Origin of the sequence: Arthrobacter sp. NPDC056493 (assembly GCF_042795115.1) — a bacterium.
In the GTDB taxonomy this organism is placed as follows: Bacteria; Actinomycetota; Actinomycetes; order Actinomycetales; family Micrococcaceae; genus Arthrobacter.
Genome location: NZ_JBHTSL010000020.1, coordinates 38,945 through 54,538, shown reverse-complemented (window position 1 = coordinate 54,538; position 15,594 = coordinate 38,945). Strand labels below are relative to the sequence as shown.

At 63.4% G+C, this 15,594-nt stretch carries 13 protein-coding genes and 1 pseudogene; 7 read left to right on the top strand and 7 right to left on the bottom strand.

Annotated features, from left to right (window positions below; genetic code table 11):
• Positions 1-386 precede the first annotated feature (386 nt).
• Both ACFQ50_RS10715 and ACFQ50_RS10710 read left to right on the top strand, forming a co-directional pair.
• Entirely contained in the window at positions 387-602 is a 216-nt protein-coding gene (locus tag ACFQ50_RS10715) for a hypothetical protein (RefSeq protein ID WP_377995506.1), read from the top strand.
• On the top strand, positions 596-1,120 hold the full coding sequence (locus ACFQ50_RS10710) for an acyl-CoA thioesterase (RefSeq protein ID WP_377995505.1): 525 nt from the start codon (positions 596-598) through the stop codon (positions 1,118-1,120). The genes ACFQ50_RS10715 and ACFQ50_RS10710 overlap by 7 nt, the downstream gene beginning before the upstream one ends.
• Before the next feature lie 716 nt (positions 1,121-1,836).
• On the opposite strand, the pseudogene ACFQ50_RS10705 reads toward ACFQ50_RS10710, so the two are convergent.
• From ACFQ50_RS10705 to ACFQ50_RS10675, 7 genes and pseudogenes are all read right to left on the bottom strand, one after another.
• Positions 1,837-3,345 (bottom strand): annotated as a pseudogene (locus ACFQ50_RS10705) (CoA-acylating methylmalonate-semialdehyde dehydrogenase); the annotation flags it as partial.
• An 18-nt stretch (positions 3,346-3,363) separates the two neighbouring features.
• Positions 3,364-5,292: a 3D-(3,5/4)-trihydroxycyclohexane-1,2-dione acylhydrolase (decyclizing) gene (gene iolD, locus ACFQ50_RS10700; RefSeq protein ID WP_377995523.1), complete on the bottom strand. Its 1,929-nt coding sequence runs from the start codon at positions 5,290-5,292 to the stop codon at positions 3,364-3,366.
• Between the two features lie 23 nt (positions 5,293-5,315).
• Positions 5,316-6,251, bottom strand: a complete 936-nt coding sequence (locus tag ACFQ50_RS10695) for a deoxyribose-phosphate aldolase (protein ID WP_377995504.1) — start codon at positions 6,249-6,251, stop codon at positions 5,316-5,318.
• Positions 6,248-7,267 carry a 5-dehydro-2-deoxygluconokinase gene (gene iolC / locus ACFQ50_RS10690; protein WP_377995503.1) on the bottom strand — a complete coding sequence of 340 codons (1,020 nt, stop codon included), beginning with the start codon at positions 7,265-7,267 and terminating at the stop codon, positions 6,248-6,250. The genes ACFQ50_RS10695 and iolC overlap by 4 nt, the downstream gene beginning before the upstream one ends.
• A gap of 144 nt (positions 7,268-7,411) precedes the next feature.
• Entirely contained in the window at positions 7,412-7,744 is a 333-nt protein-coding gene (locus ACFQ50_RS10685) for a winged helix-turn-helix domain-containing protein (protein ID WP_377995502.1), read from the bottom strand.
• A gap of 93 nt (positions 7,745-7,837) precedes the next feature.
• Complete coding sequence (locus ACFQ50_RS10680) at positions 7,838-8,884, bottom strand: Gfo/Idh/MocA family oxidoreductase (protein WP_377995501.1); 1,047 nt, start codon at positions 8,882-8,884, stop codon at positions 7,838-7,840.
• A 16-nt stretch (positions 8,885-8,900) separates the two neighbouring features.
• Positions 8,901-9,806: a sugar phosphate isomerase/epimerase family protein gene (locus ACFQ50_RS10675; protein ID WP_377995500.1), complete on the bottom strand. Its 906-nt coding sequence runs from the start codon at positions 9,804-9,806 to the stop codon at positions 8,901-8,903.
• A 327-nt stretch (positions 9,807-10,133) separates the two neighbouring features.
• Here ACFQ50_RS10675 and ACFQ50_RS10670 point away from each other — a divergent pair, with 327 nt between their 5' ends.
• The 5 genes from ACFQ50_RS10670 (at position 10,134) to iolB (ending at position 15,584) form a co-directional block, all read left to right on the top strand.
• A complete protein-coding gene (locus tag ACFQ50_RS10670; protein ID WP_377995499.1) occupies positions 10,134-11,156 on the top strand; it encodes a LacI family DNA-binding transcriptional regulator in 1,023 nt (340 codons plus the stop codon).
• Positions 11,157-11,509: 353 nt separating this feature from the next.
• On the top strand, positions 11,510-12,670 hold the full coding sequence (locus ACFQ50_RS10665; RefSeq protein ID WP_377993235.1) for an ABC transporter substrate-binding protein: 1,161 nt from the start codon (positions 11,510-11,512) through the stop codon (positions 12,668-12,670).
• A 56-nt stretch (positions 12,671-12,726) separates the two neighbouring features.
• Complete coding sequence (locus ACFQ50_RS10660) at positions 12,727-13,674, top strand: carbohydrate ABC transporter permease (RefSeq protein ID WP_377993234.1); 948 nt, start codon at positions 12,727-12,729, stop codon at positions 13,672-13,674.
• Entirely contained in the window at positions 13,671-14,582 is a 912-nt protein-coding gene (locus tag ACFQ50_RS10655; RefSeq protein WP_377995498.1) for a carbohydrate ABC transporter permease, read from the top strand. The genes ACFQ50_RS10660 and ACFQ50_RS10655 overlap by 4 nt, the downstream gene beginning before the upstream one ends.
• Before the next feature lie 108 nt (positions 14,583-14,690).
• Positions 14,691-15,584: a 5-deoxy-glucuronate isomerase gene (gene iolB / locus ACFQ50_RS10650; RefSeq protein WP_377995522.1), complete on the top strand. Its 894-nt coding sequence runs from the start codon at positions 14,691-14,693 to the stop codon at positions 15,582-15,584.
• Positions 15,585-15,594 lie beyond the last annotated feature (10 nt).

Below are 15,594 nucleotides of genomic sequence, written 5' to 3'. Positions count from 1 at the left end.
GGGATGGCAGCAGGGAAAGCCGAGTCGGCCACTCCTGCGCTGAGCGCCAGCTTTGCCCGCTTGAGGTTCAGCACGGCCGCCCACTAATCGGCCCTGCTTGGCATGAACAAGCAGTGACTATGTTGGGATGTTAGTACAAAGTCTTGCATGCGAGCTCTGGGTTGATCTACTATTCCTAAACCGTAGGCGGGAGCTGCAAGCAGGCACCGAATGCCACCATTACCCACCAGGTCAAAGCGTGGCCTACCGGCTCAAAGCGCGTCTGAGAGCGACGTCCATAACCATGCCGGCGTAGCTGAGTCCGGCCCTATCTATGAAACGCCGTAGACCCAGTACGACGTACTCGCTCTCACGCATTCTTCTTCGATTCTCATCCAGGAATAATAATGACCAGCAGGAACACCGAGGCGATGCTTGAGATTACGGGCATCGACCCGAACGGCATAGAACGCGACCTAAATCGAGCAGAGATGCTTCTTCGCCAGGAGGCGATGAAGCACCGCAGCGGGATCCTGATCACGCGGCACAGCCAAACACGGTTTACTGTTGCCGTCAGCGGGTCGGTGCCATTTGGGGTTACTCAGGAGCTATCAGCATGGTAGAACGCCATGGCCAGGCGCACGCTGCAGTGGAGGCGGGAGGCAACGGCATCCTCTCGCCCTCAAATCAGCCTCGGCTAACCCTCCAAACGCAGACAGCTGACATCACCTTCCGCACGCGTAAGTGGGTACGCCCTGAGGACCTGAACGCGAACGGGACCCTGTTTGGCGGCAGCCTGCTCAAGTGGATTGACGAGGAAGCGGCAATCTACGCCATCCTTCAGCTTGGAAACGGCCGAGCCGTAACTAAGTACATCTCGGAAATAAACTTCGTAAGCTCTGCTCTCCAAGGGGACCTGATCGAAATGGGCTTGGCTGCCACGAAATTTGGACGGACCTCCCTCACAATGCGCGCAGAGGTTCGCAACATGATTACCAGGCAAAGCATCCTCACCATCGAAAAGATAGTCTTCGTGAACCTCAGCCCGTCTGGCCGCCCTGAGCCGCACGGCTACACGGACATCACCTCCGACCGAGACCGGATCCCCTCACATCACCTTGGGCCCGTCGGTCAGGAATAAGCGGCAATCCGCCAAGGCGTTTCCTTCTACACCTGCGGCAAGGTGGTCACCTCCCGCCGGCCAGAAGCGTCTGCAACCTCGCGTGCCTCGTTCAATTTCCCGTCCCACGCTGCCGCCGCCGGGCACGCCGAACGACCGAACGATTGATTCGGGACGAGGGAAACCAACGCCAGCACACCGTGAGAGGCCACGACCCCAGAGAAGCCTGTCAGAACTAGCGGTCTCCACCTGAGGCGGCAAGCGTACGCAGCCTCTTCACAGCAGACATGACCATTAAAAAACCGGGGATGATGCTTCGCGCGCGCCCCTGGATCAGTAGTTGTCGGCTTTATGGCCTCTCGGACGAGGCTTGCTGCAAATTGTCTTGTTCTGCTCCTGCTTACCTGTGCTTTCACTTGTCATGACGTGCGCGATTGGAAGCCAAGTTAGGCACTTGGAAGACGCGCGATGCTGGCATCCACCACGCGAATTGCTTTGCTTTGTACCTCGCGAGGGTACGTCTCACCGCCACCGTCGACAGGATGAAAGTCGGGCCGACAACGTCCATCCGATCTGTCTTCTGTTGGCAGCACAACGGGATCAGGCCCTGCGGTATACCGCAGGGCCTGATCCCGATCAGTCTGCCGCTAGTCGCGGTCGATCCGGGCTTCCGTATCGTCGTCTGCTCGACCCGGGACGGTCTCCGCACCGCCCTGATCCGCCTCATGCTCATCTGCATGCGAAGGGAAGTTGAAGGAGGCGCCGGAGGCGTGGGTGGGTTCGGGCCAGCGGGACGTGACGACCTTGCCGCGGGTGTAGAAGGAGACGCCTTCGGGGCCGTAGATGTGCTTGTCGCCGAAGAGGGAGGCCTTCCAGCCGCCGAAGGAGTGGTACGCGACCGGGACGGGGAGGGGGACGTTGATGCCGATCATGCCGACGGTGACGGAGCGCTGGAACTTCCGGGCTGCGGCGCCGGAGGAGGTGAAGATGGCGGTGCCGTTGCCGTAGGGGTTGGAGTTGATCAGTGTGATGCCGTCCTCGAGGGTGTCGACGCGGACGACGACGAGGACGGGTCCGAAGATTTCCTCGGTGTAGGCGGTCATTTCGGTTTTGACGTGGTCGATGACGGTGGGGCCGACCCAGAAGCCTTCCTCGTGGCCGGGGATGACGAGGTCGCGGCCGTCCACCACCATCGCGGCACCGGCGGCTTCGGCTTCGGTGACGATCTTGATGATGCGTTCCTTCGAGGCCGGGGTGATGACCGGGCCCATTTCGGCGCCCGGGACGGTGCCGTTGTTGACCTTGACCGCGGTGGCGCGTTCTTCGACCTTCTTGACCAGCAGGTCGGCTGCGTCCCCGACGGCGACGGCGACGGAGATCGCCATGCAGCGTTCCCCGGCGGAGCCGAACGCGGCGGCGGCGAGGTGGTCGGCGGCGTTGTCCAGGTCGGCGTCGGGCAGGATGATGGCGTGGTTCTTCGCCCCGCCCAGGGCCTGGACGCGCTTGCCGTGGGCGGTGGCGGTTTCGTGGACGTACTTGGCGATCGGGGTGGAGCCGACGAAGGAGATCCCGTCGACGTCCGGGTGGGTCAGGAGCCCGTCGACGGTTTCCTTGTCGCCGTGCAGGACCTGGAACACGCCGTCCGGCAGCCCGGCCTGCTTCCAGAGCTTGGCCAGCAGCAGCGAGGCGGAGGGGTCGCGTTCGGAGGGCTTGAGGATGAACGCGTTGCCGGTGGCGATCGCCATCGGCGCCATCCACAACGGCACCATGACCGGGAAGTTGAACGGCGTGATGCCCGCAACCACGCCGAGGGGCTCGCGGAAGGAGAACACGTCGATGCCGGTGGAGACCTGGTCCGAGTAGTCGCCCTTGAGCAGCGACGGGATGCCGCAGGCGAACTCGATGACCTCCAGGCCACGGCCGATTTCACCCTTGGCGTCGGAGAGGACCTTGCCGTGCTCGGCGGTGATCAGCTCGGCAAGCTCATCCACGTGCTCGGCGACGAGTTCACGGAACTTGAACAAAACGGCGGTGCGCTTGGCCAGGGAGATATCGCCCCAGGAATCAGCGGCCTTGCGGGCGGCGGCGACGGTGGTGTCCAGGTCCGCCCGGTTGGCCAGGCGCAGCTCAGCGCTGACCTGCCCGGTCGCCGGGTTATAGACCGGGGTGGTGCGGTCGCCCTCACCGGCGGTCTGGGCACCGTTGATGAAGTGGTTGATGGTGGTGCTGACGGTCGTCGTTGACATGGTTGTGAACTTTCTGTTTTAGCCCAGCAGCTTGCGCTGGCGGGACTTGCGGTCAATATAGGTCTGGAAGGCCTGCTTAGTGGATTCGAGCTCCGAAACTTCTGAGACTGGCACGTCCCACCAGGATTCGGAGCCCGGGGCGTCCAGCAGCGGGTCGGATTCGACGTGGATCACGATCGGGCCGCCGCGCTCCGGGGCAGCCTTGGCGTCGCGGATGGCCTGTTCGAGTTCGGCGATGGCCTTCTCCCCCGGTTCGATCCGGATGACCTTCACGCCGAGGGATTCGGCATTCAACGCGAGGTCCACCGGGAGCCGGTCGCCGTCGTCGAAGGAGTGGTGTTCCTCGTCCAGGGCCCGGTACTGGGTGCCGAACCGTTGCGAGCCGAGGGATTCGGAGAGCGAGCCGATGGAGGCGTAGCCGTGGTTCTGGATCAGGACCACGATCAGCTTGATCCGCTCGGCGACGGCGGTGACCAGTTCGGTGTGCATCATCAGATAGGAGCCGTCCCCCACCATCACCACGACATCCCTTTCGGGACCACCAGCTGCTGCTTCAGCCAGGGCAGCGCGCTTGACCCCCAGGCCGCCGGGGATCTCGTACCCCATGCAGGAGTACGCGTACTCCACGTGGTAGCCGAACGGATCGCGGACACGCCACATCTTGTGCAGATCCCCCGGCAGGGAACCGGCGGCGCAGATGACCACGTCGGAGGCGTCCATGGCCCGGTTGGTGGCACCGATGATCTCGTTCTGCGCCGGCAGCGGGCTGTACCGCGTGTCGAATGCCTCGTCTACGGTCGCGTCCCACCGCTTCTTCTCGTTGGCGATCTTCTGCTCGAGGTCGGCGCCCACGCGGTAGCCGCCGAGCGCCTGGTTGAGCTTGACGAGGGCCTTGCGGGCGTCCGCGACGATCGGCAGCGAGGTGCCGTGCTTGTACGCGTCGATCGGGGCGACGTTGATGTTGATGAACTTCAGGTCCGGGTTCTGGAACGCGGTCCGGGACGCGGTGGTGAAGTCCTCGTAGCGGGTGCCGATGCCAATGATCAGGTCCGCTTCGGCTGCCAGGGCATTGGCCGCCGTCGTGCCCGTGGACCCGATCGCGCCGAGGGAGAACTGGTGGTCCCACGGCAGGACGCCGACGCCGGCCTGCGTGTTGCCCACCGGGATCCCGGTCAGTTCGGCGAACCTGGCCAGTTCCTCGTTGGCGTAGGCGTAGAGGACGCCGCCGCCGGCGATGATCAGGGGCCGCTTCGCGGCCCGGATCGCTGCGGCGGCGCGGGCGATGTCGTCGTCGTCCGCTTCGGGGCGGCGGATCCGCCACTCCCGCTCGGCGAGGAACTCCTCGGGGATCTCGAACGCCTCGGCCTGGACGTCCTGCGGCAGCGAGATGGTCACGGCACCGGTTTCGGCAGGGTCGGTCAGGACGCGCAGGCCGTGGTGGAACGCGGAGAACAGCTGCTCGGGCCGGGTGACCCGGTCGAAGAACTTCGACAAGGGCCTGAACGCGTCATTGACGGTCAGGTCGTAGGCGTAGGGCTGTTCGAGCTGCTGCAGCACCGGGTCCGCCGCCCGGGTCGCGAAGGTATCGGACGGGAGCAGCAGCACCGGCAAGCGGTTGGTGGTGGCCAAAGCTGCGCCGGTGAGCAGGTTCGAGGAGCCCGGGCCGATCGAGGTGCTGACGGCGTAGGTCTGGCGGCGGCGGCTGTGCCGGGCGTAACCGACGGCCTGGTGCACCTGGGCCTGTTCGTTCCGGCCCTGGTAGTACGGCATGATCCGCGGATCGAGCTGCTGGTACTGCTTCAGGGCCTGACCCACACCGGCAACGTTGCCGTGCCCGAAAATACCGAACGTGCCCGGGATCAGCCGCTCACGGAACTCCACACCATTGATCGAGTCAACCGTGTACTGCTTGGAAAGATACTCGACCACGGCCTGCGCCACGGTCATCCGGCGGGTTCCCCGCGATGGGCTCATTGTGCTGCCCTTTCCGTTGGGTTCAGCAGGGATGCGGCCGCGGCGACAGCCGCCGCGACGTCGCCGTCGGCCGGGTAGAGCAGGGTCCGGCCGACAGTGAGGCCCTGCACGCCGGGCAGCGCCAGCGCGGCTCCCCAGGTGGCGAACACCTCGTCCTGGGTGCCGGCCGGGTCTCCGCCCAGCAGCACGGTGGGCATGGTGGTGGCGGCCATGACGCGTTCCATCTGGTCCACGACAGGCAGCTTCATCCAGGTGTAGGCGCTGGTTGACCCGAGGCCCTCGGCGATGCCGATCGACTTGATCACGGCATCCGTGGAGAGGTCGTTGCGGACGCGGCCGTTCTCCCGCAAGGACAGGAAGGGCTCCACCATTGCGATGAGCTTCCGTTCGGCCAGCGAGTCGATGGCCTTCGCGGTCGCTTCGAGGGTGGCTACGGTATCCGGGTCGCCCAGGCAGATGCGGGTCAGCATCTTGCCGCCGTCCGCGCCCAGCTCTTCCAAGGCAGCGGCGGTGTGCCCGGTGAAGCGGTCATCGAACTCGTTGACCAGGCCCGAGAGCCCGCCTCGGTTCATCGAACCGAACACCAGCTTGCCCTCCAGAGCGCCCAGCAGGAGAAGGTCGTCCATGATGTCCGGGGAAGCGAGGATGCCGTCCACGGCCGGGTTGGCCAGGGCTATCTGCAACCGGTCCAGCAGATCCCGTCGGTCAGCCATGGCCACCGGATTCTTGCCGACGGCGAGGGCGCCGCGGGCCGGGTGGTCGGCGGCGACGATGAAGTTCTGCCGACCGTATTTCAGGCCGGGGTGGCGGCGGCGGGCCTTCGCGGCCCGGGCCACAGCTTCCGGATCTTGCAGACGAATAGTGCTTAGGTGTTCATAACGGCGGGGATCATCATCCACGGCACTGTTCGAGGCAATCGGGGTCAGTGTCACAGTGTTACTCCTTCGGTGGTAAGTTGTGCGGCGCCATCGGCGTCCGGCACAGTGCGGCCGCGTTCGGCGAGCAGCGAGGTGACCTCGGCCGGCGTCGGCATCGCGTCCGCGCAGGACAGGCGGGAGGCGACGATCGCGCCTGCGGCGTTGGCGTAGTTAAGGACCTGGGCGAGCGGCCAGCCGGAGAGCAGGCCATGTACAAACGCGCCGCCGAAGGAGTCGCCGGCGCCCAGGCCGTTGACGGTTTCCACCGGCACCGGGGCGGAGACCACGCGCTCGGTGCGGGTCTTGGCCATCACGCCTTCGGGGCCGAGCTTCACGACGGCGATCTCGACGCCGGCGTCCAGCAGCCGGTCGGCCTGCTCGTCCGGGGTGCCTGGGCCGACGGCGACGGAGCATTCCTGGTCGTTGCCGATCGCTACCGTGACGTGCGGCAGGATCCGGGCCACCTGCTCCCGGGCTTCCTCCTCCGAGGCCCAGAACATCGGCCGATAGTCCAGGTCCAGGATCGTGTATTGGCCGTCCTTCAGTCCGGTGCGGGGCCGTGCCTCATGGGCAGCGACATGGGCGCTGCGGCTGGGTTCCTGGCACAGGCCCGTCACCGTGGACCAGAAGATCTTCGCGTCCCGGATGGAGTCGGTGTCCAGCTCGTCGGCTTTGATCTGCAGGTCAGGGGCCGTGGGGAACCGGCCGTAAAAGTACAGCGGGAACTCATGCGTCTCGGGCATGATGGCGCAGAACGTGGCCGGGGTCTGCAGGCCCTGGACCGGAGAAACGAAGCAATCGTCCACGCCGAACTTCTCCAGTTCGCGGTGCAGGTACGTACCGAACGGGTCATCGCCGGTGCGGGTGATGACACCGGTGCGGCGGCCATGGCGGGCGGCGGCAACGGCAACGTTGGACGGGGAGCCGCCAAGGTACTTGCCGAAGGAGGTCACATCCTCCAGCCCTACCCCGATGTCGTTCGGGTAAATATCAACGCTGATGCGCCCGATGGTGAGCAGTTCGTGGGTCACGGTAATCGTGGACCTTTCCTCTGGCATTCCGCCAGGATCCGTAGAGTTTAGTTGCACCCGTGCTGGGACGGAAAAGGGTGCTGCTGGGAGAGTGGCGTTGGCCGGGACCTTATGGTCGTTCCTGAGGTGGTTTGAGGCACCTATCTAGGTGACTACCGTGCCAAGGCCGCGGCGGCAGATGAGTACTCCCCTGCGTTCGAGGTAGTCCCATGCATGTCGCACGGTTTGCGCAGACATGGTGAGTTCTGCCGCCATGACAGAAAGCGGGGGCAATTTGGTGCCGTGGTCGATCGCGCCGGACTGTATGGCGTCTTCGATGCTCTGGGCAAGCTGATAGTAGAGGGGCTCAGGGCCCGACCGCTTTAGTTTCAGGATGTGGGAATAACTGACAGGACCCTTGTCCGACGCCCTGGGGGCGGGGGCTTCCGCTTTTGCTTGTGAAAGCCCGCGAAGCTCGTGCGAGGTGATCTGCTGCATAGCGTCCAGTGGCACGACTGTTTTCCTCTTTTCAAGCTTGTCCGGTCGGCTTGCCCAAAGACCAAGTGGGTGTTCTTTGGGCAAGCCTCCGGGTCAAACGCGGGAGCCCAGAACAGATGCCTTGTCGACCATCGAGACGGGAACCTTAAGTCCGGTCTTGACGGACTCGACGCCTGCCGCGCAGACTGCCTGCGCTGCGTAGCCATCCCAGGCATCCGGGCCATCGACGTAGTTGCCGGTTTCGGCGCCCGACCGCGCTGCATTGACCCAGCGCTGGACTTCGGTGTCGTAGGCCTGTCCGAACCTTTCCTGGAAGCCGGGGGTGATGGTTCCGCCCCAGGTTCCCGGCTTGGTCTTGCGGATCAGCCCCACATCCAGACCGATGGTGGCGCTGCCTAGTTCGCCCACGACTTCTGTGCGAACTTCGTACGCCACCCCCGTGGTGATGAAGATTTCGGCATCGATCAGGCGCCCGCTGGCGGTTTCGTACAGGGCCAGCTGGGGATCCCGCAGCTCAGCGCCGGCAAGGGTAGTTGACCGGGGCTGGAGCACCTGAACGGAGGTGATTTCTTCGTCGAGGAGGTACCTGATGGAATCCACCTCGTGGACGAGGGACTCGGTGACAGCCATGGCGCTGGTGAAGCCCGGAGGACCTGCGGGATTGCGGTGGACGCAGTGCACCATGAGGGGGTTTCCCAACTCCCCTTCCACAATCAACTGCTTCAGCTGCTGGTACTCGTTGTCGAAGCGGCGCATGAAACCGATTTGGATGAGCTTCACGCCAAGCTCTGCTTCGGCCTTCACAATACGAAGCGACGATTCTGCGTCCGGGGTCAGCGGCTTCTCACACAGAACGGGTTTGCGGGTGCGAAGACATTCCATCAGCTGCTGCTCATGCGTCGGGCTCGGTGTTGCCAGCACCACGGCGTCGACATCGTCCGCGGTGATGGCTTCAAAGGGGTCAGCGACGACCCGGGCACCGGGCACACCCGCAGCAATCGATTTGGCGCGCTCGATGTCGAAGTCGTTAATGACGGAGACACGGGCACCGCTGATTTTGTTGGTCAGGCGTTTGACGTGATCGGAGCCCATGAGGCCGACCCCGAGGACGGCGACACGAAGTTCGCGGTTTTCAGACATTGTATTTCCTTTGGGATTAGTTGAAGCGGAGTCCGGCGACACTGCAGCCGGAAAGGTATTTGAAGGTCCGCTGGGCGATTGGGAGGGGAGCGTCCGGCGGGCAGGGGAACATGTCCTGCTCGACGATGGCAAAGACGTCAACGCCGCGCTTGGCGACGGCCTCGAGCAGTGGTGGGAACTCCGGTACGCCCAGGGGCGGTTCGGTCATGGCGCCGAGGGTGACGGCTTCGCTGAAGGAGAGGTTTTCGGTGTGGACCTTGGCGACGACGTCGGGGTTGACCTGCTTCAGGTGCAGGTAGCCGATGCGTTCCGGGTGGCGGTTGATGATGGCGAGGTTGTCTCCCCCGCAGTAGGACACGTGGCCGGTGTCCAGGCAGAGGTTCACGTATTCCGGGTTCGTGTTCTCCAGGAACCGGATGATGTTTTCCTCGGTGTCGACGTGGCTGTCCGCGTGCGGGTGGTACTGGAGCTGGACTCCGTATTCTTCGAACATCGCCTTGCCGAGCCTGTCCGCGCCCTCGGTTTTCGCCGACCACTGTTCGCCGGTTAGTTCACCCGGCTCGAGTTCTTCGCCGGTGAAGAGGTCGCGCCACATTTCAGGCAGGACGACCACGTGCTTGCCGCCAAGGGCCGCGGTTAGGGCTGCGACATCGGTGACCTGGCTCCACACGACATCCCACGAATTGGGCTGGTGAAGCCGTTCCGAGACTGTACCGGCGGAAAGCCGCAGCCCGCGGGCTTCAAGTTCGTCCTGCAGCTGGGACGGGTTGGTGGGCAGGTAGCCGTAGGGACCCAGTTCGATCCACTGGTAGCCAGCGGCGGCTACTTCATCGAGGAACCGGGTATAGGGCACCTGGTTGGGGTTGTCCGGGTACCAGACGCCCCAAGAATCCGGGGCGGTACCAACGCGAATTGCGCTCACGTGCTTGTCCTTTCAAGGGTCTGGGTTCGTAGGGGAACGCAGCAGGTCGGCGTTGTTCTCTGCACTGCGTTTCGGTTTTTCGGGCCTCTGGCCGCTTCGCGCCGGCTCTTTGTGCCCCGCACGTTATCGTCCGCGTCACTGCGGCCAACCTTTCGAAAGACGGTTCTGCTGCTCTGGTGCAAGCCGGTCCAGCAGGCCGCGACATGTTTACTGTTTCGTTCTATGAATCGTGACACTGTCACGTGACAGGTGTCATACTATGTGGAGCGTGTTCTCGACGTCAAGAACAGTTGCTTTCCATCAAGACGAAAGGGTTGGTGATGCGCCGTGGCCGTCCAACCATCGCAGGCACCACTGAAGCGCCCGACCATGGCGGATGTCGCCGAGCGCGCCGGCGTATCACGGACGCTGGTCTCCACGATCTTCCGCGGGATCCCCGGAGCCAGCGCGAAAACCCGTGAGCGCGTCATGAAGGCGGCTGACGAATTGGGCTATCGCCCGGACGTGGCAGCGCAGATGCTGCGCCGCACGCGGAGCCGGAACCTGGGCGTGCTGTTTACCTCGCGGCATGCCTTCGACCTCGAGTTCATCGAAGAGCTGTATCCCGCGGCCGAGAAGTATGGCTACCACCTGGTGCTGGGTGCCATGACCGCGACGCGTGATGAGTACAAGGCGGTGGAAGAACTGCTTGGCTACCATTCCGAGGCCTTGATCCTCCTGGGCCCGGACCTCGACGCGAAGCAGCTCAACGCCCTCGCTGCAAGCGTTCCCGTTATCGAGGTGGCCCGTGTGGTCAAGCGCGCCAAAATCGATGTGGTGCGCACCGACGATGAAAGCGGCGTCGGACAGGCAGTCGATCACCTGGTCGGCTTCGGGCATCGCAGGATTATCCACATCGACGGCGGACACATGCCATCCGCCACCGAGCGGCGCACCGGCTATGAAAAGGCCATGGCAAGCCACGGGCTGGCCGACAATGTCAAGGTGATCCCGGGTGACTACACGGAAGAGAGCGGAGCGGCGGCAGCAGCCGAAATATTGACGTGGGACGATCGCCCCACTGCCGTCATTGCAGGGAACGACCGGTGCGCCCTGGGACTGCTGGATACCCTCCGCCGAGGAGGGGTCCGTGTGCCGGAGGACATTTCCGTGGTCGGCTACGACGACTCCCGGCTTGCGCGGCTTTCCTTCGTCGATCTGACGTCCGTCCGCCAGGACGTACGGAAGATGGCCGAATTGGCCGTCCTGGCGGCTTCCCAGAGGCTCGACGAAAACCGGACCGAGACCCAGTCGTTCGTGCTTGAGCCCACTCTGACCGTGCGAACTTCGACAGGTCCCGCCCCCGCCTGACGCTCGGGCGTCATCCCTTGACGATGTGCCGCACTTCACATAGCATTCTATCTGTCACGTGACAGTGTCACGATTCATAGAACGAGACATACTCTCGCCTCGCTCCCCCATTCCAAAGTTCCACTTTCAGTGACAAAGCGGTCGCTACCCACATGGCAAGAGCGAAGGCTCTGCCCCGACGAGGAGGTCACCCGATGCGAATGCATCGCACATCCAAAACTGTCCGTTTCGCAATACCGGCAGTTGTTGCTTCTTTGCTGGCACTGACGGCGTGCGCCGGCGGTGGATCGGCTGAAAAAAGCGATCCGTTCGCAGGTGAGCTGAAGGTCCAGGTCTACGGAGACTGGCCCTTCGTGAAGAAAAATGCAGAAGAGTTCATGAAGCTGCACCCCCAGGCAAAGATCAACGTCGGAGGCATCACCAACGAGGACCTGCGTCAGTCCGGCGGTCGGCTCTTCACCTCCAGCGACGCCCCCGATCTCGTCTCGTACACGCTCCAGTCCGCGATCATGGAGGACTGGATTCAGGCTGGCGCGCTGCAGCCCTTGGATGACGTCTGGGAGAAGGACAAGATCTCCTCTACCGTCAGCGAAACTGCGAACAAGCTTGCGACTGCCTCCGACGGCAAAAAGTACTCCGTTCCGCTGGGACTGACCCTTCTGCCCTACGTCTTCTACAACAAGGACGTCTGGGCCAAGGCTGGCGCAACCCCGCCGGACCCGAAGACGCATGTCTTCAAGAGCCTGGATGAATTCAACAAGTCACTGGCAGCAGTGAAGGCTGCCGGTTACACGCCGTTCTCGGTGCCCGGTGTTCCCTTCGCCGAGTACATGTTCAGTTCCCCGTTCTCATCCTCCTGCGGCTCAGAGCTGTACCAGAAGATCTCCAATAACTGGAAAGCCGACGGCGATTCGGCACCCAAGTACACCGAGCCCTGCGCGGTAAAGGCCATCCAGCAGATGGTGGACTGGAACAAGGCCGGATACTTCCCGAGCGGCCTTGAAGGCATGTCGTTCGAGCAGTCGCAGACGCTCTTCGACACCCAGAAGGCAGGCTCGTGGATCATGGGATCCTGGGTTCCGCCCGTCTATGAGCCGAAGAACTTCAAATGGGACTGGGCACTGTTCCCGTCCCTGGGCAGCGAACCCTCGGCTGCCGGAGTGTCGCTCGACTCGTTCCTGGTCCCGGCAGGGGCCAAGAACCCTGAACTGGCCAAGTCCTTCATCTCCTACATGATCCAGAAAGACACACTGGAGAAGGGCATGGGCCGTGTCCCTGCGCGGGAAGACGTTGACCTGACCAAGGTCATGACCTCCAAGACGGAAATTTCCCTCACCGAGGCTCTGAAGACCGGCGCGCAGACGGCCGCCTGGTTCTCCATCATCCCGGCGTCCATCGAGCAGGCCTTCGCGCAGCACGTTGTCTCCGGCGCCATGGCCGGAAGCCTGACGGCCGAGCAAGCTGCCCAAAAGCTCCAGGACGCGGCCGACAAGTACCGGGAAACCCACAAGTAACCGACTTCGGGCGGGGCCCCACCCTGGTGCCCCGCCCGACCTTCAAAGGCACATCAATGACGACTGCATCTCACCCCGCACCGGCAGAGGAGGCGGTTGCCCGGCCCAAGGCCCGCGCCGCCCAAGACAAGTCCCGCTTTTCCGGTCCACTGTTCTGGGGCTTCATCTCACCGGCCCTGATTCTGACACTCCTGTTCACGATGTATCCTCTGGCCGTCTCTGTCCAGCTGATCTTCCAGCGCTGGGCCGGCTTCGGAACCCCAAGGCCGATCGGCACGAAAAACATCACCGATCTCTTCAGTGACCCCCAGGCCTTCGATGCCCTGGTCCGCACCTTCTGGTTGACCCTCGGAGCAGCCGGCGGCACAGTCCTGATCGGAACAGCACTGGCACTGGCCTTCTACCGCAAGGTTCCGCTGACCAATACCCTGAAGTTCCTGGCCTTCCTGCCGGTCATCCTCCCCCCGACGGTTTTCGCGCTGGCGTGGAAGAACGCCCTGGACCCAACCCTTGGCTGGATCAACCCGATCCTGCGCGGCATCAACCCGGACCTGGCCATCAACTGGCTTAGCGACCCGAAGGCCGCCCTCCCCGTTGTCATTTTTGTCTCTACCATCCAGTACGTGGGCATCCCGATGATCCTGATGCTCTCAGCGCTGAATGACATCCCGGAGTCCGTCAATGAGGCCGCGACACTCGACGGCGTCAGCGGGTTGCAGCGCATCTGGCACGTGACCCTGCCACTGTCCCGTGACGTTCTAGTTGTCGTCATCGGGCTGCAGATCATCGGCAACTTCAAGGCCCTTGACACCGCCTACGCCCTGACCAAGGGCGGCCCCGGCCTGGCATCCGACATCATGGCGACCTTTATCTACCGTGAGGGCTTCGAACTCAGCAACTTCGGCTACGCCTCCACGGCCGCCTTCTTCGGAACGCTGATCATCGTGATCATCTCCCTCGCGTACACGTTCGTGTTCCGCCCGAGCAAAATGAGCCAGCAATGACAACCACCAAGAGCACCGCCCGCCCAGATTTGGCCACTGTCCCCTCAACGGCGCCCACCGCCCGCAGGCGTTTCAGGCTCCGGAGCCCAGGGTCCGTCGTCGTGTCCATCATCATCGCCGCTTACGTGCTGATCAGCGTCCTGCCCGTGCTGACCATCATCCTCGGCTCCCTCAAGACGACGCAGCAGATTGTCGGCGATCCGCTCGGACTGCCCAGCCCCATCCAGTTCGATAATTACATCCGCGGCTGGAACGGCGTGGCCGTAGGCGAATCGATGAGCACCTACTTCCTCAACACCACCGTTTTCTCCGCAGCCGCCGTGCTGGCGTCCATCGTCGCCGGCACGATGGCCGCCTACGCCATCGCCAGGAAGACGGGATTCTTCGCTGCGCTGTTCGAACGCTACTTTGTCATCCTCTACGCCCTGCCGTTCCTGGCCGTGATCATCCCTCTATTCTCCGTCACCGGCACCCTCGGCCTGCGCAGCAACCCGCTCGGCATCGGCCTCGTTTTCGCAGCCGGATGGCTCCCCCTGACCGTGACACTCATGTATGCCTTCTTCGCGTCCTTCCCGCTCGACGTCATTGAAGCGGCGAAGACCGACGGCGCCTCGGAATTTCGAATCTTCTGGACGATCGCAGTACCCATGTCCAAGAGCGCTATCCTCAGCAACCTGCTCCTGGCATTCATCTATGCGTGGAACAACCTGTCCCACACACTGCCGCTGCTCGTTGACCCCAAGAGCACGACGGTTGCACCAGGTCTGCTCCTCTTCAGCGCCCAATACAGCGTCGACCTCGGCGCCCAGCTGGCCGGCATGGTGATCAGCATCGTTCCCTTGGTCTTGGCTTACGCGCTCCTGCACAAGCACATCATGGAAAGTTTCAAGGTCGGCTCCTTCCGCTGATCCCCTTTGACCACCCCGCGGGGCCGGCAGCATCGAGTCGCTGTCCGGCCCCTTCGCACGCACGTTTAGGCGCATGCCGTGCCAGGCACTACAGAATGAGAATCGATCATCATGAATTGGGTATACCCGCTCGGAACAGCCGCCGATGGCAAGTGGGACGTCTCCCTCGGCGCATCCGATTCCACGTTGTCCGTTGCGGGCTGGGCCCATACCGGCTTGAAGGTCGGCACGCTCCCGCCGGGTGCCTCAATAGAACTTCCCGCCGCAGCGGAAGAGCGCATTGTGGTGCCTCTCAGCGGTGCCTTCACCGTGACGGTCTCCGGCCGCGGGTACGGCCTTACCGGACGCCAGTCGGTATTCCACGGGCCAAGTGATGTCCTGTACACAGGCATCAACAAAGCCGTCACCATCAGTTCCCATGACGGCGGCAGGGTCGCCGTGGCGACCGCTCCGGCCAAAGCCGAGTACCCTACGCGGCTAATCAAAGCGGAAGATACCCCTGTGGAACTCCGCGGAGCCGGGAATTGCTCTCGCCAGGTCCACAACTTCGGCACACCCGGCGCCCTCGAAGCCGACCGGTTCATCGTCTGCGAAGTCATCACGCCTTCCGGCAACTGGTCTTCCTACCCTCCCCACAAGCACGACGAGGAGAAGGAAGGCGAAACCAGTCTCGAGGAGATCTACTACTTCGAAACCCGCGTGGCTCCCGGATCTCTGGTCCCCGGGGAGTCCGACCCAATTGGCTATGCCCGCGTTTATGCCTCCGACGAGCGACCCATTGATGTCTCCGCCGAGATCCGCACCGGCGACGTCATCTTGGTCCCCTACGGCTGGCACGGTCCCGCCATGGCCGCTCCCGGATATGACCTCTACTACCTCAACGTCATGGCCGGCCCCGGACGTGTGCGGGACTGGCTCATCAGCGACGACCCCCACCACGGCTGGATACGCCAGACATGGGATGGTCAGGAGATCGACCCGCGGCTACCCTTTGGCGCATAGAACCGAACGA